The sequence below is a fragment of the Arthrobacter antibioticus genome, assembly GCF_030063205.1.
GTDB lineage: Bacteria > Actinomycetota > Actinomycetes > Actinomycetales > Micrococcaceae > Specibacter.
The window spans coordinates 192800-217435 of record NZ_JASISQ010000007.1 but is presented as its reverse complement, the minus strand read 5'-3'; the positions used below and the strand labels follow the sequence as shown (position 1 = coordinate 217435).

The window sequence follows — 24636 nt, the reverse complement described above, 5'->3', positions numbered from 1 at the left end:
GAACCCGGAAGCTAAGACCCACAGCGCCGATGGTACTGCATTCGTGAGGATGTGGGAGAGTAGGACACCGCCGGACAACACATAAAAAGGTCGAGGCCCCACACCACACGGTGCGGGGCCTCCCTCATTTAACACCCCTCCACAAAAGAGCACAGTGTGCAGAGAATGAACAGCCTCAACTAAAATGGCACACACCGGCGTTGAAAGAAGGCTCTGCAGGACATGGCTGTACAGGAACATCACTTAAATGAAGAGTTTGCAGCTGCGCTGCGAGAGTCCCTCCGCGAGAATCAACTTAGCGTGGCCACAGCGGACCTGCAGACATACGCCGTCGACCAGGGGCCCGTAACGGACTACCAAGAACCAGTTGCTGTTATCTGGGCGGAAAACGTGGCCGATGTCCAAGTCGTAGTGCGGGCTGCTGCAGCCCATAATGTCCCGTTGGTGACACGGGGCGCCGGCACCGGTGTCTCTGGCGGAGCTCACGCCACCTCCGGCTCAGTGGTGTTGAACCTGACGCGGATGAATACGATTCTAGAGGTCAATGCGGCCGATGAGATCGCTCGTGTTGAACCCGGGGTGATCAACGGAGACTTGAATGCGGCGGTGAGCGAATTTGGGCTGATGTTTGCACCAGATCCGGCTAGCTACAAGATCTCCACCATCGGGGGGAACATTGCCACCAATGCAGGTGGTCTGCGCTGCGCCAAGTACGGGGTTACGCGTGACGCTGTGCTGGCACTTGACGTGGTGCTGGCAGACGGGTCCCTGATCCATACAGGTCACAGGACGTTCAAAGGTGTTGCGGGTTACGATCTGACCAGTCTCTTCGTAGGTTCTGAAGGTACGCTGGGCATTGTTGTTGGTGCAACCCTCCGGCTGAAGTACCTCCCAAGCATTGTGCGGACACTGGCCGTATTCTTCCCGGATGTACAGTCGGCGGCTGCAGGTGTTTTGGCTCTGGGGACAGCCCGCGTGCAGCCGTGCATTCTTGAACTCCTGGACGGGCCGTCTCTCAAGGAACTAGATTTCCGCAACGGGACAAAGCTCTCCAGCCGCGGCACAGCATTATTACTGATTCAATTCGACGGTCTAGCGGCTGAACTAGAGGAATCCGTAGCTGCAGAAGTCCTTGAAGAAATCGGTGGCATGGTCAGCCGGGAGGACCCCATGGAGGCGCAACGTCTCGTTGACTTGAGACGGAATAACCGCGGGCTAGATGTGGACGCGGAAAATCGTGTGGGAGAAGACGTTGCTGTTCCGCGGTCACAGCTGGTGCACTACATCACTGCCCTTGAAGAGATGGCTGACCGCCACGGTGTTCAATTGCACGTGATTGCCCACGCCGGTGATGGCAACCTGCACCCCACGTTCTCGGTGCCAGGGATGGATGCTGCGAGTATCAAGGCCCTCAACGATGCGTTGGATGAATCGATCGATAAGGCGCTTGAATTAGGCGGCACCATTACAGGTGAACACGGGATCGGCCAGTACAAACTGCGGTGGCTGCCCCTGGAACAGTCGGCGGAGGTGCTGGAGCTGCAACGCAGCATCAAGGCGCTCTTAGACCCGCAAGGCATCTTGAATCCTGGCAAGGCCATCCCCTAGACCCTCGCTCACTCCACGTCGTGTTTATACGAACGGTCCTGCAGTAACTGCGCTTGTGAAAGCAGTCACTGCAGGAGCGTTCGTCATTTGTGGACGTGGAGTGAGCGAGCGTCGAGAAAAAGGCGACGTGGAGTGAGCGAGCGTCGGGTTAGTCTTCGAAGTCGGCGTCGGGGAGGACACCGCCTTCTAGCATTTTGATGGTGGCCGTATCATCGCTGAGCATGATGGCATCCTCATCCCGGCGGAAACGCAAGATGTCATCCACATAAGACTGCACAGCCTCGGCCAGGGGCACGTTGCGCTCCTCCTGCTGAGACTTGTACCAGCGGTGCTCCAGGACCTCATGAACCACCTCGGCTGGTTCCAGCTTCCCGCCCAGCTCACGCGGAATAGAGCGGACTATGGGCTCAAAGATGGTGCTGACCCACTCGTGGGCGCTGATCTCCTCATCCTTATCCGGGGAAACATCATTGCGGAATGAGTCCATGTCATTGAGCAGACGGCGTGCCTGGTTTTGTTGGGCGTCCAGACCGGTCAGGCGCAGCAAGCGGCGCTGGTGGTGCCCGGCGTCGACCACTTTAGGCTGGAGCTGAATAGTAGAGCCGTCAGGAGTTGTTTTAATGGCGTACTCCTCAACATCAAAGCCCAGATCATTCAGGCGACGGATGCGGGCGCCCACACGCCAACGGTCCCCGAGCTCAAAGGACTCCTTCTCCGTCAACTCTGCCCACAGGCGGCGGTAGCTGTCCATGATCAGCTCGCTGGTGGCCACCGGATCCACCTTCTCCTCAATGAGCCCCCCTTCGAGTAGATCCATCAGCTCCCCGGCAATGTTCACGCGGGCAATTTCAAGATCGTATTCACGCTGTCCAGTGGAGAGATCGGGGTAGAGCTCGCCCGTCTCGGCATCCACCAGGTAAGCGGCGAAGGCGCCAGCGTCGCGGCGGAACAAGGTGTTGGAGAGGGAAACGTCTCCCCAGTAGAAACCCACCAGGTGCAGACGCACCAACAGCAGGGCCTGGGCATCGATCAAACGGGTGAGGGTATCCCGGCGCAGCTTCTGTGAGAACAAAGCGCGGTAGGGCATGGAGAACTTCAAGTGCCGGGTAACTAGCACCGGATCAAGCGGTGAACCGTTGGGGGTGGTGCGCCCACTGATCACAGCGACAGGCTCCACGCAGGGCACATCCAGCCGGGCCAGTTTACGCAGCATGTGGTATTCATGCTTGGCTACGTGCTCCGAGGTTTCCTTAATGGCAATGACGGAGCCGTCAAGGTGGGCAAAGCGGACCACGTGCCGGGAAATGCCGCGGGGCAGGGCAGCCAAGTTCGCGGCCGGCCATTCCTCTAATTTGATATGCCAGGGCAGATCAAGCAGACCTGGATCCGTGGTGGCCGCGGTGATGTTCAGTGAACCCATCACCTGTGCCGGCGGCACACTCTTACGCGGCAACTTACCAATCTGCTCAAAGTCTGTGGGTTCGTTGTTCCAATTGGCGCCGGGATGCTCAGTCATAACTTAAGTCTCTCTTAAAAGGAGCGACGCGGCTGCCTGCTGGAAAAAATCCAGGAGGCAACCGCGCCGCAAATTCTTGCCCCAAAGGAGCGGGTAGCGATTAGAGGTCGCGGGTCACTGACTTATCTCCAACACGAGCACCAGAGGTGGCGTCGAAGAGGTGAACGTGGCCGGCCTGCGGGCGGACGTGGATGGTGTCGCCCTTCATCGGTGGGCGGCGGCCGTCAACACGAACAACCATGTCGCGCTCGTTGCCGTCGATGATGGCGTGACCGTAAACGTAAGCATCGGCACCCAGCTCTTCAACGACGTCGGACTCTACAGCCAAGCCCTCACCAGCGCCAACAACTTCAAGGTCCTCGGGGCGGATACCAACGGTGACAGTATTCCCTGCAGCCTCGCCCAACACGGCGCTGGGCACGGGGTAAATTGAACCACCGAACTTCACTCCGCCGTCAACAACAGGCAGTTCCAGCAGGTTCATGGCTGGGGAGCCGATAAAGCCGGCAACGAACACGTTCTGCGGGGCATCGTAGAGGTTGCGAGGGGTGTCAACCTGCATCAGCAGACCGTCCTTGAGCACTGCAACGCGATCGCCCATGGTCATGGCCTCGACCTGATCGTGGGTCACGTAAACGGTGGTGACGCCCAGGCGGCGGGTCAGTGAGGCGATCTGGGTGCGAGTCTGCACACGCAGCTTGGCATCCAAGTTGGAGAGCGGCTCATCCATGAGGAAGACCTGCGGGTTACGCACAATGGCGCGGCCCATGGCAACACGCTGACGCTGACCACCGGAGAGTGCCTTCGGCTTGCGGTCAAGGTAAGCCTCCAGGTCAAGGAGCTTTGCGGCTTCCTTTACGCGGGTGGCGCGCTCTTCCTTGGGGATGCCGGCGATCTTCAGGGCAAAGCCCATATTATCGGCAACGGACATGTGCGGGTATAGCGCATAGTTCTGGAAAACCATGGCAATGTCGCGGTCCTTGGGCGGAACGTCTGTGACGTCGCGGTCGCCAATCAGGATGCGGCCGGCGTTGACATCTTCCAAGCCTGCGAGCATGCGCAGTGATGTGGACTTTCCGCAACCGGAAGGTCCAACGAGTACAAGGAATTCGCCATCGGCGATGTCAATGTTGAGCTTGTCAACAGCGGGCTTGGTGGTGCCCGGGTAAATGCGGGTTGCGTTATCAAAAGTTACTGTAGCCACAGCAATAAATCCCTTCATCGGCAGGTACGTGCCGAACGATCCTCAAGTGAATGGTTTTTCAAAGCATTAGCCGCGCACTGACAAGGCAGCGCATAAGCCAACATATGAAGTATGACACATTTGCGCCCAGTTCCCCATGGCGGGCGTCACGTTGGTGTGATTAGGGTTAGCCGCCCGGGAATCCGCTGGGGTTTGCGCTGGCGTTTGTGCTGACGTTTGTGTTTGGGTACTGTGCCGGATGTGTGCGTGAGCGGGTTTCCAGGAGTAGTTCCAAGAGCTCAGGCAGTGCGCTCTCATCCGGGATGCGGAAGGCGGCTGAGGTGTCCCCGGGGCCCACTTTCACACCCAGGTCTCCGGGTTGCAGTGCGGCAAAGGCGTGCTCATCCGTGACGTCATCGCCGGCGAAGAAGGTTGCCGTTGCACCGCTAAAGGTGCGCAGTGCGGTAAGACTCTCACCCTTGTTGGCGTTGAGTACCGAAATTTCCAACACCATTTTCCCGGTGGTGATGTGGAACGCGGGGTCACCATCCAGTGCTGTCCTGACGCGGTGGACGGCGGCCTGCCCATCGGTGTCGCTGGCCAGCCTGTAATGCAGGACGACGCCGGCCGGCTTTTGTTCCGCGACGGTGCCGGGAAAGCTACTGACGGCGCTGGCAACCGCGGCGCGGGCATGCGCCAACGCCTCTTCCTGGGCTGGGGCGAGTTCCAGGGCAGGAGAGTTGGGCCCCCACCAGGTTTCCGCGCCGTGACTGCCAACCAACAATGTTGGTGGCGGAGGGGAGGCAACCAGACGCAAACTTGCCAGTGCCCGGCCTGAGATGAGTGCCGTCGTCGTACCTTCCAAAGTGGCTAGTGCGGCAAAGGCTGCGGCAGAGCCAGGGAGTGGGCGGGCGTCCTGGGCTCGGCTGACGAGAGGGGCCATGGTGCCGTCAAAGTCCAGGGCAAGGAGCAGGTGCGGGGTTTGGGCAAGGGTGAGGACGGCCTCGCGCAGATCGGTGGGCAGACTCATACCTGAACGGCATCCGTTTGGAGGGTGGCTAGGAATTCCTCGCTCCAGCGCTGGACGTCGTGCGAGAGGATCTGCCGGCGCATGGCACGCATGCGGCGGCTGGAATCGGCGGGGGAGAGGTTCATGGCCCGCACAATGGCGCCCTTGAGACCGTCAATGTCATGCGGGTTCACTAAGAGGGCTGACTTGAGCTGGTCAGCGGCGCCGGTGAACTCACTGAGCACCAGGGCGCCGGTGTTGTCGCTGCGGGCGGCAACGTACTCCTTGGCCACCAGGTTCATGCCATCACGCAGAGAGGTGACAAGCATGACGTCGGCAGCCAGGTACAGGGCAACCATTTCCTCCACAGGGTAGCTGTGGTGCAGGTAGCGGATGGCGGTGTTCAAGATGGTGTCGAACTGGCCGTTCATCCGGCCCACCATGCCATCAACTTCCTCACGGAGCAGGCGGTAGGATTCCACCCTCTCGCGGCTGGGACTGGCCACCTGAATCAGTGCGGCATCCTGGACTTTGATGGTCCCCTCGGCAAGGAGTTCGCCATAAGCCTTGAGCCGGTGGGTGATGCCCTTGGTGTAATCGAGCCTGTCCACGCCGAGCAGAATAGTCTTTGGATTGCCCATATCCTCGCGGATTTGCTTGGCACGGGCAATGACCTCAGGTTTAGCCGCAAGTGCCTTGATCTGACCCACGTCAATGGAGATGGGGAACGGTGCGGCACGGGAAATGTGCACCACCTTGCCGTCATTGTCCTTGATCTGGACCTGGGCAGCCTTGACGCCGGCACCAACAAAACGCCGGGCTGAGCGCAGGAAGTTCGCTGAATCGCTGGCGCGCTGGAAACCGATGAGGTCAGCATCCAATAATCCAGTGATGATTTCCTTGCGCCAAGGAAGCTGGGCAAAGATCTCCGGGGGAGGGAATGGGATGTGGTTGAAGAAGCCAATGCGTAGATCGGGGCGCAGCTGGCGCAGATAGCGCGGAACCAGCTGAAGTTGGTAATCCTGCACCCACACGGTGGCGTTGGGTGCGGCGGTGTCCGCAGCGGCCTGGGCGAAGCGGTGATTGACCGTTCGGTAGGCATCCCACCAGGTGCGGTGAAATTCCGGTGGGGCAATAACGTCGTGGTAGAGCGGCCAGAGCGTGGAGTTGGAGAAGCCCTCATAGTAGAGCTCCACTTCTTCTTCGGACAAAGGCACCGGAACCAGGTCCATATTGCCGTGGTGGAAGGGCTCAAGAGTTTCATCCGGAGCGCCATGCCAACCAACCCATGCGCCATCGCGGGTAGCCATGACGGGGGCAAGGGCGGTGACAAGGCCTCCAGGGGAGCGCCGCCAGCCGTCCTCTGACTCTTCAGCCGGGACCCTGTCCACGGGCAGTCGGTTTGAGACGACAATGAAGTCGGAACTGCCCGGATGGTGGACAGGATTACTGATCGAATCGACTGGCACGTGCAACTCCCATAAGTAGATCTACACTTTGGTCCAGTTTAGCGTGTGGTAAGAAATCGGTCCTGTGTCTAATGACTTGTGGTTGTGCTGGCTTTGTTCGTGTCTTGTTTGTGGTTTGTTCGTGCCTGTGGTGGGCGTGACGGTTCTATACGGCTACTTCCAAGGTTATTCATTTAGGATGATGGAGGACTTGCCGTTGAACGGCCTTTTTCATGCCCAAAGACTTGAGGAACTATGAGCTCTAAAAACGAACCGCGGATGACAAATGCTCAGCGCACGGCAGCTGCCCGTGAAAAGGCAAAAGTTATTCGTGATGCACAGCTGAAAAACCAAAAGCGCAACAGTTGGCTGATTCGTGGTGGCGTTTTGTTGGGCGTCATTGCGGTCATCATCATCATTGCCTTGATCGTTATCAACACCACCAAGGCCAATGAGCCTGTGGCAGATGCCGGCGCGGTGCCTGCCAACGCCAACGTTTACGGTGGTGTCACGGTGAGCAAGGACGGGGCCATTGTTGCCCCGACCACCACTGAAAAGACTGTTGATATCACTTCAGTTCCTGAGCAGCCTGCTGAGCGGCCTACCACCGTGGCCGATCCTGCCGCGATTGGCATCAAGGCATCCGCATCCGGTAAGCCTGCGCAGGTAGTGGTGTACTTGGACTTCATGTGCCCCGCGTGCAACGGCTTTGAGCAGAACTACGGCCCCGGACTTGATGAGCTGCGCAGTACAGACAAGGTGAACGTGGAATACCGGGCCTTGCCGTTCCTGGACCGTTTCTCTTCCGGCACCAACTACTCCTCACGCTCTGCGGCCGCTGCGTCATGCGTGGTTGATCAGTCCCCGGATAAGTACAAGGCGTTTGTCGATTCCCTCTTCACCAACCAGCCTGCTGAAAACAGCAAGGGCCTGGATAACGCCAAGCTGGAGAAGCTGGCTACCGAAGCTGGTGCGGCCGATATCAGCAGCTGCATTAGCGAGAAGACGTTCCGCCCGTTCGTTGCCTACGCCGGAGCAGTTGCCGGAGCCGCCGGTGTCAGTGCCACACCGACCGTCTTTGTTGACGGCCAGCAGTGGATGCCGGAGACCGATAAGGACTTTGCAGCTTTCACAACGAAGGTGCTGGACGCCAAGAAGTAGGTTGGTTCTGTCTTAAGTTCTGTTTTGGGTTTCTGTTTTGGGTTTAGCTAGGTGCTGCGCTCGCCGGGTGCGGGCGCGGCACCTTGTTTTTGCGGCGGTTTGAGCTGACTCTGCGCAACTTCCTGTTCTAGGCTGATCCTGTGCAGAGGGTGCGGATTTTCATTTTCAGCAAGGCGTACGGTAGCCTTGTCTAGCGCTTGATTGCGTTTGCCTCCTTAGCTCAGCTGGCCAGAGCACCGCTCTTGTAAAGCGGGGGTCGTCGGTTCGAATCCGACAGGGGGCCCAAAAAGCCCGGATTTACAGGGATTTTGGATGTGAGAGTGGCCCCGAAAGGGGCCATTTTCGGCTTAACTCATACTTAACTCATACTTTTGGGTCATCCTTTTCATCATTTTCTGTCTTGTCCTCCTCGTCTGGTAGAGCTTGTTCAGGCTCCTGCGTTTCCGGTGTAGGAGACACTTCATCCTCCTCTGGGTGAGCTTGTCCGGCCCTGTCCTTCGGTTTGAACGCATCCACGACAGACCTGGTGTCGAGCGCCTCGCGAAGCTCCTCAATATAATGCTCCTGGGTCATGGAGACCTTGGAGTGGCCGGCTTGATAGGCCGCAGCCTCTGGACCGAAGGCTCTGGCGATGAGGGTGGCATTGGCCTTTCTAAAGGTTTTCAAAGTCACCCACTCGTATCCCAGTGAGTCCGCAACCTTGCGCCACAGCTTGCCAATGTTGTTGGCGTCGCAAACCGTGCCGGTTGACGACGGAAATACCAGGTTCTGTGGATTTGGCACCCCAGATTCTATTTGACGCTGCTTGCGTTCCCGCAGCTGTTCCACCAGAAAGTCTGGAACGGTGACGTGGCGTATACCGTGCTGGGATTTGGGATGGTCTTGGATCCGAACTCCACCGGCGCTGGTTCGGATGACCGTGGCGTTGATGAAAACTGTCGGCGGTTCAGCCTCCAAGGCAATGTCATCCCAAGTGAGCGCAAAGAGCTCACCTGGCCGTGCCCCAGTCGCGATGAGGCAATCGGCGATTTCATGCAATTCCTGGGTGCGGGGCCGTCCGAGGGCTGGGGCCGTTTCCCACGAAATGAGCTTGTCCCGTAGATCTTGGTATTGCGCGGCATCCAGAGCCTGCGGTTTGGTGGTCTTGTTCCTCGGAATCGAAACACCGATGACAGGATTGACGGTGATGGCATCGTGGCGAAGGGCGACTTTGAACATCCAAGACATGACGGCACCGCAGCTCCTGGCCGTTGAGGGGCCGACGTCTTCAACAAGCTTACGGATGAAGTTGTCGATGACGCCGGAAGTGGCCTCACTGACACGTACTTCTCCAATGGCGGGTGCGATGTACTTCTTGATGCAGTATTCGTACTTGTCCTTGGTGCGGTCCGCCCTGTCTGACGACTGCATTTCAACGAGAAAAACCTCGATGAGCTGGTGATCTTACTTCTCGGATTCACCAGTCCATATCGCGGTGTTTTACGATCGGCAAACTTTTGCAGCAGGTTTCGGCGAGCCGATGCGGCCGAGGTGCCCCGTGCCTCGACTATCCGTACTTTGCCGTCCATGTCGCGGTATTTGGCGCGTGCGTTCCACGCGCCAGACGTGCTTCGGCTGACTTTGATCTGACCCCACGTGCCAAGTGGCAGTGGTTCCCTGGCCATTTCTGGTTCCTTAACGTGGGCGTTCAGGGATCGGAACGGAGCTCAAGCCAGGACTCGAGGTCAGCACGGCTGACTCTCAAATGCTTGCCGATCCGGTAAGCATGAGGTCCAACGCCCCGCGACCTCCACTGGTAGAAGGTCTGCAGAGGAATCTGCAATTCGTGGCAGATCTCTGACGGAGAGAGCCAGTCTAAAGCTGTCTCCGGCATAGTAATGACGGGAAGTTCCTGCTTGTCCATGATGTCCTCCGTGAGTTGTGGGTACTTACACCTACTTCATGGTGGTTGCCTTGATTTACTACGTGACCGGGTTCGGACGTATGGGCTGATTGCCCCTACAAACTGATGCGGGGCCGCTTGTGGTGCTGTAGGTAGAAGCAACGCGTCATGTGTGCGTAGATACATTCAAGGCTCAATTCGCGTCGAATCAGGTTTGGCGGGGTCTTCGAGAAGTTCTACGCATGTTTCCTGACATGAAGAGCTCAACGTCTTACTTGATCAAGTCCGTGCCTAGTTTCGTATGGCCGCATGTCTTCCCTTCGCCTGAGGCGCCCGTACTTGGTGGCGACATTAGCTGGTCCATGCTGATTTGGATGCATGTCATCTTTATTGGTGTCTGTCTTTCTAAATTGATCATGTGTCGATCTGATCGCTGTGACTGAGCGCGGGGCACGGGCCTGACCGGCCGGCCATGGCATTCTTGATGCGGTGCTTGTTCGACGGAAAGTACATCGAGACGGACAGTTGCTGGCAAGCCTGTCCGACAGTCGGCAGTCCTGCGCATTTGGCAACGGAAAGTTGGTCACCAAGCCCGGCTGGACGTCCGTGCCTGCCACCACAAACTGCCGGCGACGTTGCTGGCGGATACACTGATGCAATCGATGACACACGATCGGGGAAAGAGTCTCCGGCCAAGAAGTATGATCGTGATTATGACGACCAATTTTGTTTGCCCGCGACGGGACTGCGGGCATACGTGGGTTATGGAAGCCGACGAAGACGGCTTGTTCGACGGGTATGGCCGCCCCCCTTGCCCGGCGTGCGGCACAAACGGGGACGAGACCAGTGACTACCGAGATTGGGCGTGCCCGAGTGCGCACATTTGGCGCGTCTACGGAAATGGCGGTCTCGTGCAGGGCATGGTGCCACGCTGTCCCGAGTGCAACGAGCTACCAGCCGAAGCCTAGTCAGCATTTCAAGGCTTTCGGAGCTATATGGATCGTAGAGCATTTCGACCTCATCCGTCCCAACTTTCCGGAGGACGTCGGTGATCTGGAATAACTCCGTGGACCGCTGGGTACCGAACTTCCGTTGGGGTGATGCGCGAACGGCGCGGGTCATTATTTACTTGGAGACGTGGGCTTTAGCAGTTGCCTCATCGCCATCAGTTACGTGCCCCGAGAATTTGCCTCGACAAGGACCGGCGCCTCACATTGACGTTGATGTGAGGAAAAGCAAGAATTCATCGAGCTCCGTGTGCTTCATCTCTTGACCCGAAGCTTTCGCCGTGGTCCGACAGCCACTCGTCGAATTCGTTCCGGTCAATCCTGAGCAGCTTGCCGAACCGATATGCTGGCGGCGCAACGTGGCGGGCGCGCCACTGGTAGAAGGTTTGCTTAGGGATACGCAATTCGTCGCAGACCTCTTGCGGCGAGAGCCAGCGGTGGGCTGCAAGTGACGTGGTGGATTCGGAAGCACGGTCGATGGTCATTGCGGGTTCTCCTTTATGATGGCTAGCCTGGTGACGCGGCGGCGTGGCTTGATGCCAGCTTTAGCTGTTCATGGGGAATCGTCCTCCGCACAACGTGGTCGTCACCAGCTACTCTTCTGCGACTCCCAGTTCCTGCGCTGCAACGGCCAGTGCGTTCTGCAACTGCCGAGTATTCACAGTGAAACGGTCGGGCTGAAGTTCAGATTTGGGTCTCGACCGGCTGACGAGGCGAAGCCGTCGCAACTCCCACAATTGGTGGCGGACAAGGCTTGGCCGCGCGGCCAAGGCCCAGCTGATACTCCGCACGTCGAGCGGGCAGCTTACTTTCAATAGGTGCAACAGCCTGGTGTTAGCTGGCGTGAACAGCGTTTTCGACATGACAGGAACCATCTTCTGCCACCTCCCTCGGCAAGGGGGATCTGTTGTACATGTCCAAATCGTAAGCTTACGCCTCTTGGGCCGCACGTCGGAAGAGCGATTGGGAACCATTAAAAGGCAATTGGATTCCTGCGCCGTCACGGCGCGGGATCGAGGCCAATCTCAGGAGCGTGCGACATGTCCGAACATCCACAAATTGCAGCCTTCCACCGGGCCGCGGGCATACTCTACGATGAGCGGTACTGGGCGCGCAATGAGGCTGAGGAATTGGAGTTTCTGAGAACGTTTATGCCCTTGCTGAGGGAGGTTTCCTACCATTTGGATGCGATGCAGGCATTGGAGCCACCTGGTCTGGCAGCATACGAACGTACCGCAGGAATAGAAGGAGGCATCGGGCATGGTAGTGCTGAATTGCTTTTGATGGCGGCACTGGACCGCGCGATTGAACGATTGCTTGCGACAGGCACCACAGCGAGAAATACTGGTGTCAGGCCTACCGCGCCTGGCGGAAGGATGGTTCCGCCCCAGATATGACTGGCAGGAGCAAGCCTTGACTGATGATCGTGGCGACTCGGACGTTGAGCAATCCGCCCAGTTCGTTCTAGCACGTCGGCTAAATCTCTTGCTTGACGTCGTCATAGCCGAACGTGGATCACCTATGACCTTTCTGGAACTGCAGCAAAAATTATCTGATCGAGGTGTGAAACTTTCGCGGGCCCGTTGGTCGTACATGAAGGATGGAACTGACCGCCTGGTTTCGGACCCGAGACTACTGACCGCCATCAGTGAAATCTTCGGCGTTGACCCTTCCTACCTGCGCGGGGATGGGGAATCAGGCCTTCCCGAGCAGATTGACTCGCGGCTTGAATTTCTTAAAGCGTTGAGAGCTGCAAAGGTGAAGTCGTTCGCCGCACGGGCGCTCGGGGAAGTGTCTCCCGAAACTCTGCGTGCCATCACCGAGCTTCTGAACAACGACATCAGGCTGCACCAAGCTAAAACAGATGCTACTGATCCAGAAGATAGCGGCGATGGGCAGCCATTAGCTCCCTGATTCGGGCCTTGTTCGTTGAATAGCGAGGGGCCCGCCCGTGCCTTTGCCCGGGTTCGCGGTCAGCAGTAATGACGCCTGCTTCTTCCAGAATAATGAGGTGTTTGGCAACGCTGGGCGCCTCTGAACTGACTGCCGCAACAATGTCGCCCCTCGTGGCAGGCGAATGGTGCGCTAAATAGCGCAGGATCTCATTGCGTGCCCGGTTTCCGAAAGTGGCAACAGCAGCCTCGATCTCAGGTGACCAGTCATCGTCAGCTGGTTGCGTAATGTGCGGCATGGCACCATTCTGCCCCAAAGATATCCACAAGTGAACATATGCATCTTGACAATAACTATGGTCACTCTAACAATGGAGGGATAACAACATGCCGGGGCGGCCTCCAGATATTCATCGGGCTGCCTCTGAATTGGGATACCAGTTCGCTTTCCCCATCTCCCAGTGCGAGCTGCTGAAAGCACCACCAACGGCGCCAGCCTCGACGCCGCTCGTCGACCATCACCAAAAAGCACGAGAACGGTGAAGATGATGGGCATCAAGTCCAGAGAATCACAGCCAGAATTCCGAAACACCAGCATTGACGTCTCACTGGAACACCCTCCAGTTCCAGAAATCCCCATTGACCAGCTCATGACTGCGGTTGAAAACGTCCGGCCCTTTGTGCGGTCGCGACTTTTGCGTATCGGACACGTTGACGACGTCGATGACGTTATGCAAGATGTCCGTGTCGCCGCCTGGGAAGGACTAGTCAAGCAGCGATACCGTCAATTGCCTGGCATTACCTTCGGGGCGTGGGTCCAAGGGATCGCAGTGCACCTGTGCGCTGACCACATTCGCCGCACCCTTGCCCACCCATGGATGTCCCTGAACGCAGATCCCGAAGTTTCTCCCGTGGCACCCGTCGACTTCGCTGCGACAGAGAGCGGTGAACGCGTTGCTGAGCACGAATGGGCGGTCGAGGTGCTCACGACGGTTCGTGAACATGTGACGGCGGAAACGTGGGAACTGGCGGTGGAGTGCCTGACTGCGCCCCGAGAGCGCCACCCGGGGCACGAGTCTGGGTGGGAAGAGCGGAAGGGTTGGCAGGCTGTCACAACGCTCCGCCACACGGCAGTGACCGTCCGCGCAGCCATGGACGTGGAGCCAGCGGCACTCTGCGATGCAGCAACAGTGATTGCCACCGCCGTGTGTTGCTTGCCAACAGTTCTCCTGCAGGTCGTCGCAGAACGGCTGGTACTGACGGGAGTTCGCGGAGCTGACAGGGCTGCCAAGGTCGCCGAGCTGTCAGCGGAGACTGGGCTCAGGGCAAATTACCTCGAAGGCCGGATTAGCTACGCCCGCAAGCTGTATGCCGCCGCCTTGGACGTGTTGGAGCGCGCCGTGGCCAAACAGCCCACATCTGGACCTGCAAATTCCAACACGTTGGCTTCGGTAGGTCCTCAGCTCATGTCGTAGTTCCGTTCCTCAACCATGAATACGGTGAGAGGGGTTACTCATGTCCCGATTTGCCAGAACTGCCCGATGGTTGGCTCGACGCCGCAAGTTGCTTCTACTTGTCGCCGTCATAGCCACGCTGATCGTCGCTACCGTGGTTGCTTTTGCAACCAGACCGACGGCTCCTGAGTCATTGGCGTCCCCTTCGCCCGCCACGCCAATGGCGGCGACGCATGCAACCGTGAGTCCCGCCGTCGCCCATCCAACGCAGGAATCCGAACCTGTATTGGCCCAAGATGAGCCCAAAACAGCGGACTACAAGACCCTAGCTAAGGCTGCTGCGGAGATGATCTATACATGGGATGCTAGGAACTCTACGTTCTCAGCGGTCTATGAGAGGGTGCGGTCGTGGTGGGATGTGCTGCCGGATGGGTCCAATCCATTGACGGTACTGGCTCAGGAGTTTCAGGCCACCGGGGTGACTGCGGCGTCGTTCGCCTCGCTATCCGGCATGCATGCCTACCGCACGGCCACCGTCGTCAGTTCGGCTTGTGATGGCCAGCTGGCACAGGTGAAGACCCAACCTGCCCCGTGGGTGGGGCTGCACGTCTGCACGTTCACGTTGAAGGTGACGGAACATCAGATTGGTGGCGGCAATTCTTATAGTGCGCCCGTGAGTGTCATGGTCAACTGCCCGCCAGCTGCCAATGCGCCGGCCGACCGGTGTGTCATGGTGGGGTTCTACGCCTCGCCCGATCGAATCGTTTACTGATGCCTGTCCCGGCAGTGCTGCTCGCCGTGGTCAAACGGCGTGCGTTGCTGCGGATTGTTTCAACAGTCGTCGGTGTCATGGTGCCAGTGCTGATCATGGCCATGTGTGGGGGATTGGCACTGGTGGCTTCGGCCACCCAGGAAAGTACGACGTCGTGCCTCACCGATGTATCGACCGTCGCGAACACCGGGGCCCAGCCGGCAACGAGCGCGGGGCTGTCGATTTCATCCGCTGGTGGAACACCGATTGTGCTGTCTGCTGCGCAAGTGAAAGTTGCTCAGGCGCTCATTGGGGTAGGCAAGCAGCTATCGGTGTCGGATGCCGGGCTGCAGATTGCGATCATGGTTGGGTTGCAGGAGTCTGGGCTTCGCATGCTGGCCAACAGCTCGGTGCCATCATCGATGGCCTTTGCCCACGACGGTGTCGGCTCGGATCACGATTCGGTTGGCTCCGCCCAACAACGAGCATCAGCTGGATGGGGGAGTGTGGAAGAGCTGATGAATCCTGGGTACGATGCCCAGGCATTCTTTGGTGGCACAACCGGGCCAAATCACGGATCGCCACGCGGACTGCTGGATGTACCCGGCTGGGCGTCTATGAGCAAGGGTGAGGCAGCGCAGGCCGTCCAAGTATCTGCTTTCCCTGAGCTCTATGACCAGTGGGAAGAGGAAGCCACGTCGATCGTTGCAGCGCTGAAATCAGGCTCAGCCGTGGATGCATGTTCTCCAGATCCCGGAGTCACTAGCGCACCGGACGTGCCCGCCAATCTTAGCGAGCTGAGACGCGACATCATCCACTATGCGCAGGAAGGCGTCGGGGGCACCTACATTTGGGGTGGAACCGCGTTCAAGGCGTGGGACTGTTCCGGCTACGTGCAATGGATCTACGCACAGGTTGGGATTAACCTGCCGCGGACAGAGCAGTGGATTGCCGGCAAACTGACGTCGACGCCGCAGCCTGGCGACTTGGTTGTGCAAAACCCCGACGGACCCAACCACTGGGGACATGTCGGGATCTACGCAGGAAACGGCATGATGTACAGTGCGCTGAACCCGACGGCTGGGACGTTGCTGCATCCAGTTGCTTGGAACGTTAGGACGGAGTACTTCACGTTGATTTCTAGGGGCGTGTAGCGGCCAAGGGACCATCTGCCAGAAATCAGCCGACCTCCTCTTGACTCGCGATGGTGAAAGGCGGACAGTGTTGAACATGGGCGACGATAGAGTTCCGGGTAACGATAAACCCCAGCAGAGAGCATTTGAATGTCCAATTTGTGGCAGGCGACTAGGTTCCGAGACCGGGGCGCCGAATTGCCCAAGAGATCATATCAAGATGGTAAGTGTCCCTGGAAGGTAGTCTGAACTAGGAAGACTTGACGATCCTGTCAAGTTCTTTCAAGATGCCACAGTAGGCCTCGGCGCTTGCAATGGCCGCCTGATAACCCGCTATACAAAGTGCAATGAAGAACCCTGAAATTGTTGCAATGGCCCACGAGTCACAGACTTTCCCTGCGAGCATCAGTGGTGATAATACGGCAAGGAACGCGCCAATGAATACGAACATCGCATACATGTCTAGTCGAGTTCTGTAGTGATCGTGGTCATGCTGAAGCCTAAGAGGTAGAAGCTGCTTATTCCTCATTACGAAGCTTTGGAGGTTGCCTTCAGTCATTTCAAGGGTGTCTTCTGATGCGCGAAGCACATTTCCAAGCCTAGTGGGCATCATTCGTAACGGCTCCGGGTAGCGAAGATACTCGTTTCCTAAAGAGTCAATTCGCGCCAGTCTCCAAGGTTCGCAGAAAGTTCGCCAACTGGCATGTTTCAGGATCCGCAGTTCTTCGTCTGAAAGTTGATCTTCCTCGATGCTCCGCTCTCCGGTTGCATCTGGATCGATTCCTAATGCAATTTGTTCAAATCTCATTACCACGAGTCTCGTCCAACCGGCTTCCAGCATTTTAGGTCGAGCAAGTCCAAATGCATTCTCGACGGCCTTCTTTCGTTGTTTCATGAGCGTTGATCGCCTTCTCAGTTGACAACGAATGAGTAGAGAACGACAAACCGAAACGAGACCTCCCCGGCTCCAGTAGCCTTCTAATACTCGGATCGCAATGTAGGAGAACGCTTGAGTGATCATCGTTGCAACCAAGAGAAGTGGGACGGCAAGCAAGACTATTCCCCAAGGATTGTCTGTGATTCTGCCGATGGCGGCAACTAAATTAATGCTCCTTTCCTGACGAAAGCAGACAAGTAGAGTCACTGATGCTGACAGCAGGCCCGCAGGAAGCCACGCGCTGAGACTAAGTTGTTCGAGAATACGGACAATGAAAGCCGCGAGTCCACCGGTTGTCGACGATGCTGAATCTTCCGAGGAATCGTCATTCATATCCAAGCTCCATACTTTAGTTTGCACTGTCCCACCTTCGAGTGGGTGCTGACTCGCCGACGAGTACTCAGGCGGCCTGTTCGAGGCTCTGCGACCACTATCGTGACTGTTACCCGAACTCTCGCAACTGGCAGGGTGTATCTCCCCACGTCGTGTAACTCTCCATCCACCATGAACATCGTGAACCCTTCCTTCAAACGATGGAAGGTCTCGATAGGAGATCACGATGTTCCTAGCAGCGCCGGTGGATCCCGGCATTACACCAAACACAACCTTCCCGTTCCTTGAATCGCTGAAGGAGATCGGCGGCGGCATCCTTGTTGGTGCCTTCATCATCATTGCTATCGTTGCCATTCTTGGTGCAGCAATGTTGCTCGCCGGCAAGTTGAGCCAGTCCTCCAGGCTGGCCTCAGGCGGCGGCATGATCTTGCTCTGGACAGGCCCCGTGGCCGCCATCCTCGGCGGCATCAACGGTTACATCCTTTGGTCCCAGACGGCCTTTCATCTCGGCTTTTAGGCATGCACCATGTTGCCCATGATCAAATGCCAGGCCAATGGGTGGTGGCCGCCCGGATGCGGACTCATCTCCCAAACCCAAGACGCTGCAACCCAAACCATTACGAACATGTTCGCTGGCATTCTGGAGAGCATGGCGTCGTGGATGTGGTCGTTCATCTCAGGTGCATTTGGTGTCTCCGACCTCGGGCCATCTGACTGGACAGCCGTGAGCGGTGTGACCAACTGGTGGATCGTGGTGATGATGACCCCGCTCGTGGTGGTTATGATCTTGCAGCTCTTGAGTGGAATGATCAGCCAGCAGCCTCGCCGGATCGTACGCGCCGTTATTGCTGGCGGAATTGCCGTCCCCGTCGTCATTGGTGCTGTGAGCCTCATGCAGAAGCTCACCCAGTTCACTGATTCTGCTTCCAGTGCAGTCCTGCAGACGCTGGGATCAGATCCATACGTCGTGTTCATGCGGCTCTTTGGGTTCACTCGGGCGCCGGCAGGCAGCGGACACGAATGGGACCTCATTTCCATGACCAGCCCGGGAACGTCCGGCCCCACAGGACCGATTATTGTGACGGTGGTAGCAGTGGCCCTGGTTTGGGTGCTCGCGTTCGTTCTTATGTGCTCAATGATCTTCCGCTCCTTCGCGCTTCTTGTTCTAGCCGCTACAGCACCTGTCGCCCTCATGCTCATGCCGTGGGAACACACGATGTCGTGGACGCGGCGCTGGTGCGAAACCGTCGTGGCGCTGCTGATCGCCAAACCCTTGGCTGCCACAGTGCTTGCGGTGGCGGTCAAACTGTTTGCCAACTCGACATCGTTCGCGGGTCTAGCTTCCGGCGCGGTGGGCATGCTTCTGGCCTGGGCGGCGCCGCTGATGGCGTTGCGGCTCGTCAGTTTTGCCGGAGGCGAGCTCGCAGGAGCCGCTCAAGTTGCTGGCGGTGGCCATGTCTTATCGCGCAGCGGAAGTTTCGCCGCCCGGCAAATCAGCAGGCAAGCCGGGGGCAAGCTCTCGCTGTCTAGCCTGGGGTCCCAGAAACCGACCCTTGTCCCATCCAGTGCCGAACCCACGGTCAAGTCCGGTGCAGAACCGAACCTGAAACAGCTCCAGAAAGTGGGGAAGGTGAGCGGCCAACAGAATATGAAGAACGACGGCGGCCAGCCAGTTCCCAGCGGAGGTAGCCAACCGCCGGGGTCGGAAACCAAGACCTACGGGCAGCCGTACATCAAACGCGCTGGCACACCGCATCGGGACCCCACTACACCGACTCCAAGCAGGCAGCCCAGGTCTGATTCCGGGCCACTGACAACGCCAGTAAGCGCCGTCTCGGAGCCTTCCCCGTCGAAACAGAACGGTGTTGCCGCAGGCGGACAACGGGCAGGTACACCAGTCCCAAGACCTGTGGCACCGGCATCTACGGCAGCCGAGGCACCCAAGCCACACCCGCCTGCAGCGCCACTAAGCGCACCACAAGCGCCCCCGGCCCCGCGGCCACCAAGAATCAACCCGGAAAGGGAGAAAGATGTCTGAGAATACGCGCACATTGCAGCCGGTGAAGTTCCCCCGGTATGAACGGCATGGATTGTTCATGGGATTTCAGTGGTACCAACTGGGGCTCGTAGCTATCGGTGTTCTGGCAGGAACCATTGCCTCCGCAACGGGTGGACCTCCCGCACTGATATTGACGATGCCCATATGGCTGGGGCTCATCCTCTTTGGTGTGCTGCAGTACCAAAGGATTCCCTATCCCGTTTGGGCCTCCGCAGCAACCATCTTTCTGTTGCGCCAACAACTGGGTCAAACCAAATTCCTGGCTAAACCAGAACAGCCACGGCCAGCCGGACACTTGGCCCTCCCCGGAGGACTGGGCAGTCTTGAACTCCGGCAGACCCAGGAAGGTGCCGCATTCGTCGTCGACCGCCAGGGCCACGAAGCAATAGCTGTCCTGCGGTGCACTACAACGTCGTTTGCCCTGCTCGACGATGACGACAAGGCCTATGCAGTACAGGCATGGTCCCGGGTGCAAACAGCAATGGCACAGCGGCCCGCCGTCGCACGGTTGGCGATCCAGGACTACACGGTCCCATATCCGTCCACCGCGCTTCGTGAATTCTATGACCGGGCGAAAGCTCCGACGCGCATCGAAGACGTGCGGTGGGGTGACAAGTCCTATCTGGACTTGATAGCGGCTGCTGGTTCGACCATGATCCACGAGCTCTTCGTCTGTCTGGTCATCGACACGGCCAAGGCACGGCGGCGCATACGGGATGCCGGTGGATCGTTGGTGGGGATGGAGCATGTGGTTGCCTCGGAAGTGGAAGCACTCACCACAGGGCTGAAGTCACATGGCGTCACCGTGGATGAATGGTTGCCCGGCACCAAGCTAACAGCCGTCATGCGGGGCGCCTTTGACCCTGAAGCTGTCACCCGACTTGCCGCTTTGGAGCAAGGCACCGAGGCTGCGCCGTTGACTGCTGGCCCCATGGCCGTGGAGGAACACTGGTCTTACCTGCGCACAGACTCCGGTTTTCACCAGACATTCTGGATCGCCGAGTGGCCGCGGCAGCAGGTTTTTCCCGGGTTTCTTCACCCCGTGGTCTATGTGGGCAACTTCCGGCACACAGTCACGGAAGTCATCCGAGCAATCCCCAGCGACCAGGCATTGCGCGACATCCGTTCGGCGCACGAAGCCCACGACACTCGCCGTCGTATCAACGCCCGCTTCGACCGGCCACTCACGCGCGAGCAACGCGCCGAGGAAGAAGAGGTGGCCGAGCGTGAGGACGAGATCGTTGCTGGTCATGGCGATGTGCGCCCCGCTGCCTACATCACCATCACCGCGGACACTCTCGATGACCTTGCTCGCTATCGTCAAGAACTTGAATCGGCGGCGGCCGGCGCATTTGTTGAGCTGCGATTACTGGCCGGGCAGCAGTGGCCGGCGTTCGTCGCCGGGGCGCTGCCGCTGGGAAGGGGATTGAAATGAGCAAGCACGATCAGCATGTCAGCTTCGTTCCGGCGGGTGAATCCCGTTTTGAGAGGGAAGCACGACGGCGGAACGAACGTTCGCTGTCCAACTCGCCACGCGCTTCACTGTGGGACCGGTTCGCACATCCGGCAGGAGATGGTTCACAGAAGCGCTCGCAGGGTGACTGGGGGAGCCACGATCCTGCGTCGATGCGTGGACCGCATCGGTTGCGGCTCGCACCGCACAGAGCGTCGACCATGACCTTTGCTGCTGCCTATCCGTTCCTGACGGAGTCCGGATTGGGACACGAGGGTACGTACATCGGCACGGATGTGTTCGGTTCCGGCGCGTTTTCCTACGATCCTTGGATTCTCTACGAAAAGGGTGTGATCAGCGGGCCCTCCATCGTGGTGATTGGGACTGTTGGCACGGGGAAGTCCATGTGCGGCAAGTCTCTGGTGGCCCGGTCAGTGACACTTGGCCGCAAAGCGGCCGTGGCCTCCGACCCCAAAGGGGAGTGGGTTCCGCTTGCTGAAGCGCTTGGTGGCAAGGTCATTTCAGTGGGCCCGGGGAAGCCAGCCAGAGTCAATCCGCTTGATGCCGGTCCGAGGTCACTCCTGCTCTCGGATGAGCAGTGGCTGGCGGTTGTCCGGCAGCGACGCCGGCACCTATTGGTCGCTTTGGTGTCACTAATGCGTCAAGGCCAGCCGATGAGCCCGGTGGAACATACCGCGCTGGACATGGCGCTCACCGATGCAGTGGCCGCCAACAGCACACCAACGTTGCCCATGGTACTGAAGTACTTGCTCGACCCAACCCCGGAAACAGTGGCGCTGGTCGGACGCGACGGCGGGACCGGCGTCGGACATTCACTGCGGCGCACCGTGGCGGGCGACCTTGAAGGGATGTTCGATGCACCCTCAACCGTTGCCTTTGACGCGGATGCACCCATCATGGTCATGGACACCTCAGCCCTGATCGGCGCCTCCGAACAGGCACTATCCCTAGCCGCTGCCTGCGGAGCCACATGGCTGGAAGCGGCCGTGACGAACCCCGACGGCGCCAAACGGATCGTCGTCTATGACGAGGGTTGGCGGATGCTCTCGGACCCGTACATGCTCGCCAAAATGAGCGAGCAATGGCGGCTGGCGCGCACTTATGGGATCGCCAACCTGCTGATCATGCACAAGGTTGCAGACCTCAATGAGATTGGTGATGGCAACAGTGGACTGCGGCAAAAGGCGCTGGGCCTACTGACGGAGGCAGACACCCGTATCATCTACCGACAAAAGCACGACGCCATGCGCCTGACCAAGGAAGCCTTGGGTCTCACCGAGGCCGAGTGCGAGCACGTCGAGAACCTGCCCAAGGGCATGGGGCTGTGGAAGGTGGGCAACCGTTCGTTCATTGTCGCCAACCGCATCACCACAGATGAGATGGCCGTCTTCGGCACTGACGAGGGGATGCGATGATGTCTCGCCGATTCGATGATGGAAACCCTCTGCTGAACGCCGCGTTGATTGCCGTTGCCGCGTATTTGGGATTCTGCTTCTTCGTTCAGCTAGCCGCAGCTGCAGTTGTCGGTTGGGGCTGCCACATGGCGGCATCCTGGACATTCAGTCCCTCCGCTGGCGTGGGGTTGTTCGCAGGGCAGATGAGATGGATCGTTGCCTCACCCGCTCAATGCGCCATTGGTACCGGGGCTGTGTGGTGGATAGTTGGTCCCGCGCTCGCAGTCTTGCTGATTCTTTTGGTAGCCGGGTATTTCCTGTGGCGTGTTTGGCGGCAGTCCGGGGCTTGGCTGCGAAAGGACATTCTCAGCCGTGACGGTGTTGCCCGGCGGGCGGAGGTGGTCCGAGACTTTGGTGCGCGGGCTGTCGTGAAAAGAGGGAAATACACTCGCCCTGGGCTGGCAAAACCACGTGTGGACGAAGTTTCCTGGACAGTTGGTCGGTCCCGGGGTGTGACGGTCCATGTATCCGCTGAGGAATCCATGGTCATTCAGGGGGCGCCACGTTCCGGCAAGGGCCTGTACGTGATCATCAATGCCATTTTGGACGCTCCAGGGGCGGTCGTCACAACGTCGACGAGGGCAGACAACTTGGTGGTGACCATGAAGGCACGAGCTTCTGGCGGCCGACCAGTGACGGTGTTTGATCCACAAGGAATGTCGGGGCTCCCAACAACGCTCAGATGGTCTCCAGTTCGGGGCTGCGAAGACCCCGATATTGCCACCCGGCGGGCACTGGTGATCACGGCCGACACGGAATTCAAGGGTGAAAACGCCGCGTGGCAGAAACGAGCTGTGATTGTCCTGCAATGCCTCCTGCATGCCGCCGCCCTGTCGGGTGACGGTGTGAGGGCTTTTCGCCGGTGGTCGTCTAGCCCGATTCTGGCGAAGGAAGCGCTTGCATTCCTGGAACGGCCTGAGGCCGCGCTTGGCTGGCAAGCCGACCTCTTGGGCATCATCGACGACGACCCCCGCAATACTTCCAACTCGTGGATCGGCGTCAGCGCCGCCGTCGCGCCGCTGTCGTCTCCGAAGGTTTTGGCGGCACTTGACCCGCACGGTGAAGCAGAGCAGTTTGAGCCCAAGGAGTTCATCCGCCAACGGGGAACTCTATACCTGATTGGCACGAAATCAGGCGCCGCGGCGGCTGGACCGTACCTTTCGGCATTGATTGATGACATCGACTATGCAGCAAGGGAGATGGCCTTCGTCGCGGCAGGAGGCCGGCTGGATCCACCGCTGTCGCTGATTCTGGATGAGATTGCGAACCTGTCGCCGTGGCCCGGACTACCTGTGGTGCTTTCTGACGGTGGTGGGATTGGCATCTCCACCATTGTGGTGCTCCAGTCACTGTCCCAGGCACGTTCTGGGTGGTCGATCGATGAGGCCGCAACCATATGGGATGCCGCCATCATCAAAGTGATCTTCGGCGGCGGATCCGACGAACGAGACCTGCGTGCCTTGGCCGGCCTAATTGGTGAACGAAGCACCACTGTCAACACCCGGTCATGGTCATCTCAAGGACGGCAGGACGGCGAACAAATCAGAGAATCGCCGGTCATCCCTCTACACGAGATCCGAAGGCTTCCTGCCGGAACGGCGATCATGCTGGGGAGGCGCACCCGCCCAATTCTGCTGGATCTAACGGAATGGCATAAGCGTAAGGACGCTGCTCAGTTGGGCGCCTCGAAGGAAGAAACAGAACGTGAGCTCGCGGCCGGTCACCGGCTGAGGCAGTCAGCAAGCGTGAACACCGAAGAAGAAAGTTGAGAGGAGAAAACCATGGACGAGGAAGAGTCTTTTGAATACACGGTGGGTGGAGGAGCAGAGGATGAGTTTGCTGCGATGCTGTTCGGTTCCACCGAAGGCAGGCGCTCCAACCGAATCCCCGTGACGTACCGCTGGCGTGACATGGATCCGCGCACTGCCGAAGCCGTTTGGAAGCATCTTGGCCAGTGGGTCCAATGGCTCAATGACACATATCACCTGCCAACCTCGGTGGTTCCAGACTGCTGGTGGAAGCACAGTGACATGGTTGCCGAACTCTACGGACTTCAACGCGCGGAGCAGGCCTCCTACACCGAGGACGACGGTGGCTTCGGCCCCATCACATTCCACGAACGGCTGACGTCCGGTATTGAGCGAATGCGTGAACATACCCGGACTGCAGGGTGCGTGGGTCTGCAAGCCCACAGGGTGCCTGCGCGCAGGACATTGCCGCCGGATGGCCCTGGAAATCCCAGCTGGGCTCCTGAATCGGACTGATGAGGATTCAACATGCCGTTAAGCGCTCAGATCACCATGAACAAGTATCCGGTGTTAACGCCTTAAGGGTG

Annotated in this window: 22 protein-coding genes, 1 tRNA gene and 1 rRNA gene; 15 read left to right on the top strand and 9 right to left on the bottom strand. The window is 58.6% G+C overall.

The genetic code is table 11. From position 1 onward, the window contains the following. Both rrf and QMG40_RS14665 read left to right on the top strand, forming a co-directional pair. Positions 1 to 76: ribosomal RNA gene (rrf, locus tag QMG40_RS17430) — 5S ribosomal RNA — on the top strand; the annotation flags it as partial. A 146-nt stretch (positions 77 to 222) separates the two neighbouring features. Then, positions 223 to 1608, top strand: coding sequence for an FAD-binding oxidoreductase (locus QMG40_RS14665; RefSeq protein ID WP_283531844.1), 1386 nt, complete (start codon positions 223 to 225; stop codon positions 1606 to 1608). Between the two features lie 148 nt (positions 1609 to 1756). Here QMG40_RS14665 and QMG40_RS14660 read toward each other — a convergent pair whose 3' ends face one another. The 4 genes from QMG40_RS14660 to QMG40_RS14645 all read right to left on the bottom strand — a co-directional run bounded on the left by QMG40_RS14660 (position 1757) and on the right by QMG40_RS14645 (position 6785). Next, on the bottom strand, positions 1757 to 3124 hold the full coding sequence (locus tag QMG40_RS14660; RefSeq protein ID WP_283531842.1) for a DUF4032 domain-containing protein: 1368 nt from the start codon (positions 3122 to 3124) through the stop codon (positions 1757 to 1759). A 100-nt stretch (positions 3125 to 3224) separates the two neighbouring features. Further along, positions 3225 to 4328 (bottom strand): ABC transporter ATP-binding protein, encoded by a 1104-nt coding sequence (locus QMG40_RS14655; RefSeq protein WP_283531841.1) that lies wholly within the window; start codon positions 4326 to 4328, stop codon positions 3225 to 3227. 166 nt (positions 4329 to 4494) lie between these two features. Continuing rightward, positions 4495 to 5337 carry a trehalose-phosphatase gene (otsB, locus tag QMG40_RS14650; protein WP_283531840.1) on the bottom strand — a complete coding sequence of 281 codons (843 nt, stop codon included), beginning with the start codon at positions 5335 to 5337 and terminating at the stop codon, positions 4495 to 4497. Beyond that, complete coding sequence (locus tag QMG40_RS14645; RefSeq protein WP_283531839.1) at positions 5334 to 6785, bottom strand: alpha,alpha-trehalose-phosphate synthase (UDP-forming); 1452 nt, start codon at positions 6783 to 6785, stop codon at positions 5334 to 5336. Before QMG40_RS14645 ends, otsB begins: the two co-directional genes overlap by 4 nt. Positions 6786 to 7019: 234 nt before the next feature. Between QMG40_RS14645 and QMG40_RS14640 the strand changes: the two genes are divergently transcribed. Both QMG40_RS14640 and QMG40_RS14635 read left to right on the top strand, forming a co-directional pair. Next, on the top strand, positions 7020 to 7925 hold the full coding sequence (locus QMG40_RS14640) for a DsbA family protein (RefSeq protein WP_283531838.1): 906 nt from the start codon (positions 7020 to 7022) through the stop codon (positions 7923 to 7925). Between the two features lie 209 nt (positions 7926 to 8134). Then, positions 8135 to 8208: transfer RNA gene (locus tag QMG40_RS14635), tRNA-Thr, on the top strand. Positions 8209 to 8288: 80 nt separating this feature from the next. Here QMG40_RS14635 and QMG40_RS14630 read toward each other — a convergent pair. The 3 genes from QMG40_RS14630 to QMG40_RS14620 all read right to left on the bottom strand — a co-directional run bounded on the left by QMG40_RS14630 (position 8289) and on the right by QMG40_RS14620 (position 11299). Beyond that, positions 8289 to 9356 (bottom strand): site-specific integrase, encoded by a 1068-nt coding sequence (locus QMG40_RS14630; protein ID WP_349361626.1) that lies wholly within the window; start codon positions 9354 to 9356, stop codon positions 8289 to 8291. Between the two features lie 256 nt (positions 9357 to 9612). Then, positions 9613 to 9798: a helix-turn-helix domain-containing protein gene (locus QMG40_RS14625; RefSeq protein ID WP_283531853.1), complete on the bottom strand. Its 186-nt coding sequence runs from the start codon at positions 9796 to 9798 to the stop codon at positions 9613 to 9615. A gap of 1252 nt (positions 9799 to 11050) precedes the next feature. Next, the gene (locus tag QMG40_RS14620) at positions 11051 to 11299 is read right to left on the bottom strand and encodes a helix-turn-helix domain-containing protein (RefSeq protein WP_283531836.1); all 249 of its coding nucleotides are present in this window, start codon (positions 11297 to 11299) and stop codon (positions 11051 to 11053) included. 555 nt (positions 11300 to 11854) lie between these two features. Here QMG40_RS14620 and QMG40_RS14615 point away from each other — a divergent pair. Further along, a complete protein-coding gene (locus QMG40_RS14615; protein WP_283531835.1) occupies positions 11855 to 12211 on the top strand; it encodes a hypothetical protein in 357 nt (118 codons plus the stop codon). A 16-nt stretch (positions 12212 to 12227) separates the two neighbouring features. After that, the gene (locus tag QMG40_RS14610) at positions 12228 to 12728 is read left to right on the top strand and encodes a hypothetical protein (protein WP_283531834.1); all 501 of its coding nucleotides are present in this window, start codon (positions 12228 to 12230) and stop codon (positions 12726 to 12728) included. Here QMG40_RS14610 and QMG40_RS14605 read toward each other — a convergent pair. Continuing rightward, on the bottom strand, positions 12682 to 13005 hold the full coding sequence (locus QMG40_RS14605; RefSeq protein WP_283531832.1) for an ArsR/SmtB family transcription factor: 324 nt from the start codon (positions 13003 to 13005) through the stop codon (positions 12682 to 12684). The two genes, QMG40_RS14610 and QMG40_RS14605, sit on opposite strands and share 47 nt — an antisense overlap. Before the next feature lie 249 nt (positions 13006 to 13254). Between QMG40_RS14605 and QMG40_RS14600 the strand changes: the two genes are divergently transcribed. Genes QMG40_RS14600 through QMG40_RS14590 form a run of 3 tightly spaced genes read left to right on the top strand, consistent with a single transcriptional unit; the run spans position 13255 to position 16065 of the window. Continuing rightward, positions 13255 to 14181: a sigma factor gene (locus QMG40_RS14600; RefSeq protein WP_283531831.1), complete on the top strand. Its 927-nt coding sequence runs from the start codon at positions 13255 to 13257 to the stop codon at positions 14179 to 14181. A 40-nt stretch (positions 14182 to 14221) separates the two neighbouring features. Next, the gene (locus QMG40_RS14595) at positions 14222 to 14932 is read left to right on the top strand and encodes a hypothetical protein (protein WP_283531830.1); all 711 of its coding nucleotides are present in this window, start codon (positions 14222 to 14224) and stop codon (positions 14930 to 14932) included. Further along, positions 14932 to 16065 carry a C40 family peptidase gene (locus QMG40_RS14590; protein ID WP_283531829.1) on the top strand — a complete coding sequence of 378 codons (1134 nt, stop codon included), beginning with the start codon at positions 14932 to 14934 and terminating at the stop codon, positions 16063 to 16065. Before QMG40_RS14595 ends, QMG40_RS14590 begins: the two co-directional genes overlap by 1 nt. 229 nt (positions 16066 to 16294) lie before the next feature. Here QMG40_RS14590 and QMG40_RS14585 read toward each other — a convergent pair whose 3' ends face one another. Then, the gene (locus tag QMG40_RS14585; protein ID WP_283531828.1) at positions 16295 to 17314 is read right to left on the bottom strand and encodes a hypothetical protein; all 1020 of its coding nucleotides are present in this window, start codon (positions 17312 to 17314) and stop codon (positions 16295 to 16297) included. Positions 17315 to 17540: 226 nt separating this feature from the next. Here QMG40_RS14585 and QMG40_RS14580 point away from each other — a divergent pair, with 226 nt between their 5' ends. From QMG40_RS14580 to QMG40_RS14555, 6 genes are read left to right on the top strand one after another with little or no spacing between them, the layout of a single operon-like run. Next, positions 17541 to 17831, top strand: coding sequence for a hypothetical protein (locus QMG40_RS14580; protein WP_038466388.1), 291 nt, complete (start codon positions 17541 to 17543; stop codon positions 17829 to 17831). Between the two features lie 9 nt (positions 17832 to 17840). Then, positions 17841 to 19352, top strand: coding sequence for a type IV secretion system protein (locus tag QMG40_RS14575; RefSeq protein ID WP_283531827.1), 1512 nt, complete (start codon positions 17841 to 17843; stop codon positions 19350 to 19352). Further along, positions 19345 to 20808 (top strand): SCO6880 family protein, encoded by a 1464-nt coding sequence (locus QMG40_RS14570; RefSeq protein WP_283531826.1) that lies wholly within the window; start codon positions 19345 to 19347, stop codon positions 20806 to 20808. Before QMG40_RS14575 ends, QMG40_RS14570 begins: the two co-directional genes overlap by 8 nt. Beyond that, positions 20805 to 22262: an ATP-binding protein gene (locus QMG40_RS14565; RefSeq protein ID WP_283531825.1), complete on the top strand. Its 1458-nt coding sequence runs from the start codon at positions 20805 to 20807 to the stop codon at positions 22260 to 22262. The genes QMG40_RS14570 and QMG40_RS14565 overlap by 4 nt, the downstream gene beginning before the upstream one ends. Beyond that, positions 22259 to 24070: a type IV secretory system conjugative DNA transfer family protein gene (locus tag QMG40_RS14560; RefSeq protein ID WP_283531824.1), complete on the top strand. Its 1812-nt coding sequence runs from the start codon at positions 22259 to 22261 to the stop codon at positions 24068 to 24070. The genes QMG40_RS14565 and QMG40_RS14560 overlap by 4 nt, the downstream gene beginning before the upstream one ends. Positions 24071 to 24082: 12 nt before the next feature. Next, complete coding sequence (locus QMG40_RS14555; RefSeq protein ID WP_283531823.1) at positions 24083 to 24565, top strand: hypothetical protein; 483 nt, start codon at positions 24083 to 24085, stop codon at positions 24563 to 24565. Positions 24566 to 24636: the final 71 nt, after the last annotated feature.

What these genes read in the sequence shown, in the direction of transcription:
- QMG40_RS14615 (WP_283531835.1), top strand. Translation starts at nt 11,855, where the DNA reads ATGTCCGAACATCCACAAATTGCAGCCTTCCACCGGGCCGCGGGCATA.
- QMG40_RS14600 (WP_283531831.1), top strand. Translation starts at nt 13,255, where the DNA reads ATGGGCATCAAGTCCAGAGAATCACAGCCAGAATTCCGAAACACCAGC.
- QMG40_RS14560 (WP_283531824.1), top strand. Translation starts at nt 22,259, where the DNA reads ATGATGTCTCGCCGATTCGATGATGGAAACCCTCTGCTGAACGCCGCG.
- QMG40_RS14605 (WP_283531832.1), bottom strand. Translation starts at nt 13,005, where the DNA reads ATGCCGCACATTACGCAACCAGCTGACGATGACTGGTCACCTGAGATC.
- QMG40_RS14575 (WP_283531827.1), top strand. Translation starts at nt 17,841, where the DNA reads ATGTTGCCCATGATCAAATGCCAGGCCAATGGGTGGTGGCCGCCCGGA.
- QMG40_RS14660 (WP_283531842.1), bottom strand. Translation starts at nt 3,124, where the DNA reads ATGACTGAGCATCCCGGCGCCAATTGGAACAACGAACCCACAGACTTT.
- QMG40_RS14625 (WP_283531853.1), bottom strand. Translation starts at nt 9,798, where the DNA reads ATGCCGGAGACAGCTTTAGACTGGCTCTCTCCGTCAGAGATCTGCCAC.
- QMG40_RS14620 (WP_283531836.1), bottom strand. Translation starts at nt 11,299, where the DNA reads ATGACCATCGACCGTGCTTCCGAATCCACCACGTCACTTGCAGCCCAC.
- QMG40_RS14570 (WP_283531826.1), top strand. Translation starts at nt 19,345, where the DNA reads ATGTCTGAGAATACGCGCACATTGCAGCCGGTGAAGTTCCCCCGGTAT.
- QMG40_RS14665 (WP_283531844.1), top strand. Translation starts at nt 223, where the DNA reads ATGGCTGTACAGGAACATCACTTAAATGAAGAGTTTGCAGCTGCGCTG.
- QMG40_RS14590 (WP_283531829.1), top strand. Translation starts at nt 14,932, where the DNA reads ATGCCTGTCCCGGCAGTGCTGCTCGCCGTGGTCAAACGGCGTGCGTTG.
- QMG40_RS14580 (WP_038466388.1), top strand. Translation starts at nt 17,541, where the DNA reads ATGTTCCTAGCAGCGCCGGTGGATCCCGGCATTACACCAAACACAACC.
- QMG40_RS14595 (WP_283531830.1), top strand. Translation starts at nt 14,222, where the DNA reads ATGTCCCGATTTGCCAGAACTGCCCGATGGTTGGCTCGACGCCGCAAG.
- QMG40_RS14555 (WP_283531823.1), top strand. Translation starts at nt 24,083, where the DNA reads ATGGACGAGGAAGAGTCTTTTGAATACACGGTGGGTGGAGGAGCAGAG.
- QMG40_RS14640 (WP_283531838.1), top strand. Translation starts at nt 7,020, where the DNA reads ATGAGCTCTAAAAACGAACCGCGGATGACAAATGCTCAGCGCACGGCA.
- QMG40_RS14585 (WP_283531828.1), bottom strand. Translation starts at nt 17,314, where the DNA reads ATGAATGACGATTCCTCGGAAGATTCAGCATCGTCGACAACCGGTGGA.
- otsB (WP_283531840.1), bottom strand. Translation starts at nt 5,337, where the DNA reads ATGAGTCTGCCCACCGATCTGCGCGAGGCCGTCCTCACCCTTGCCCAA.
- QMG40_RS14565 (WP_283531825.1), top strand. Translation starts at nt 20,805, where the DNA reads ATGAGCAAGCACGATCAGCATGTCAGCTTCGTTCCGGCGGGTGAATCC.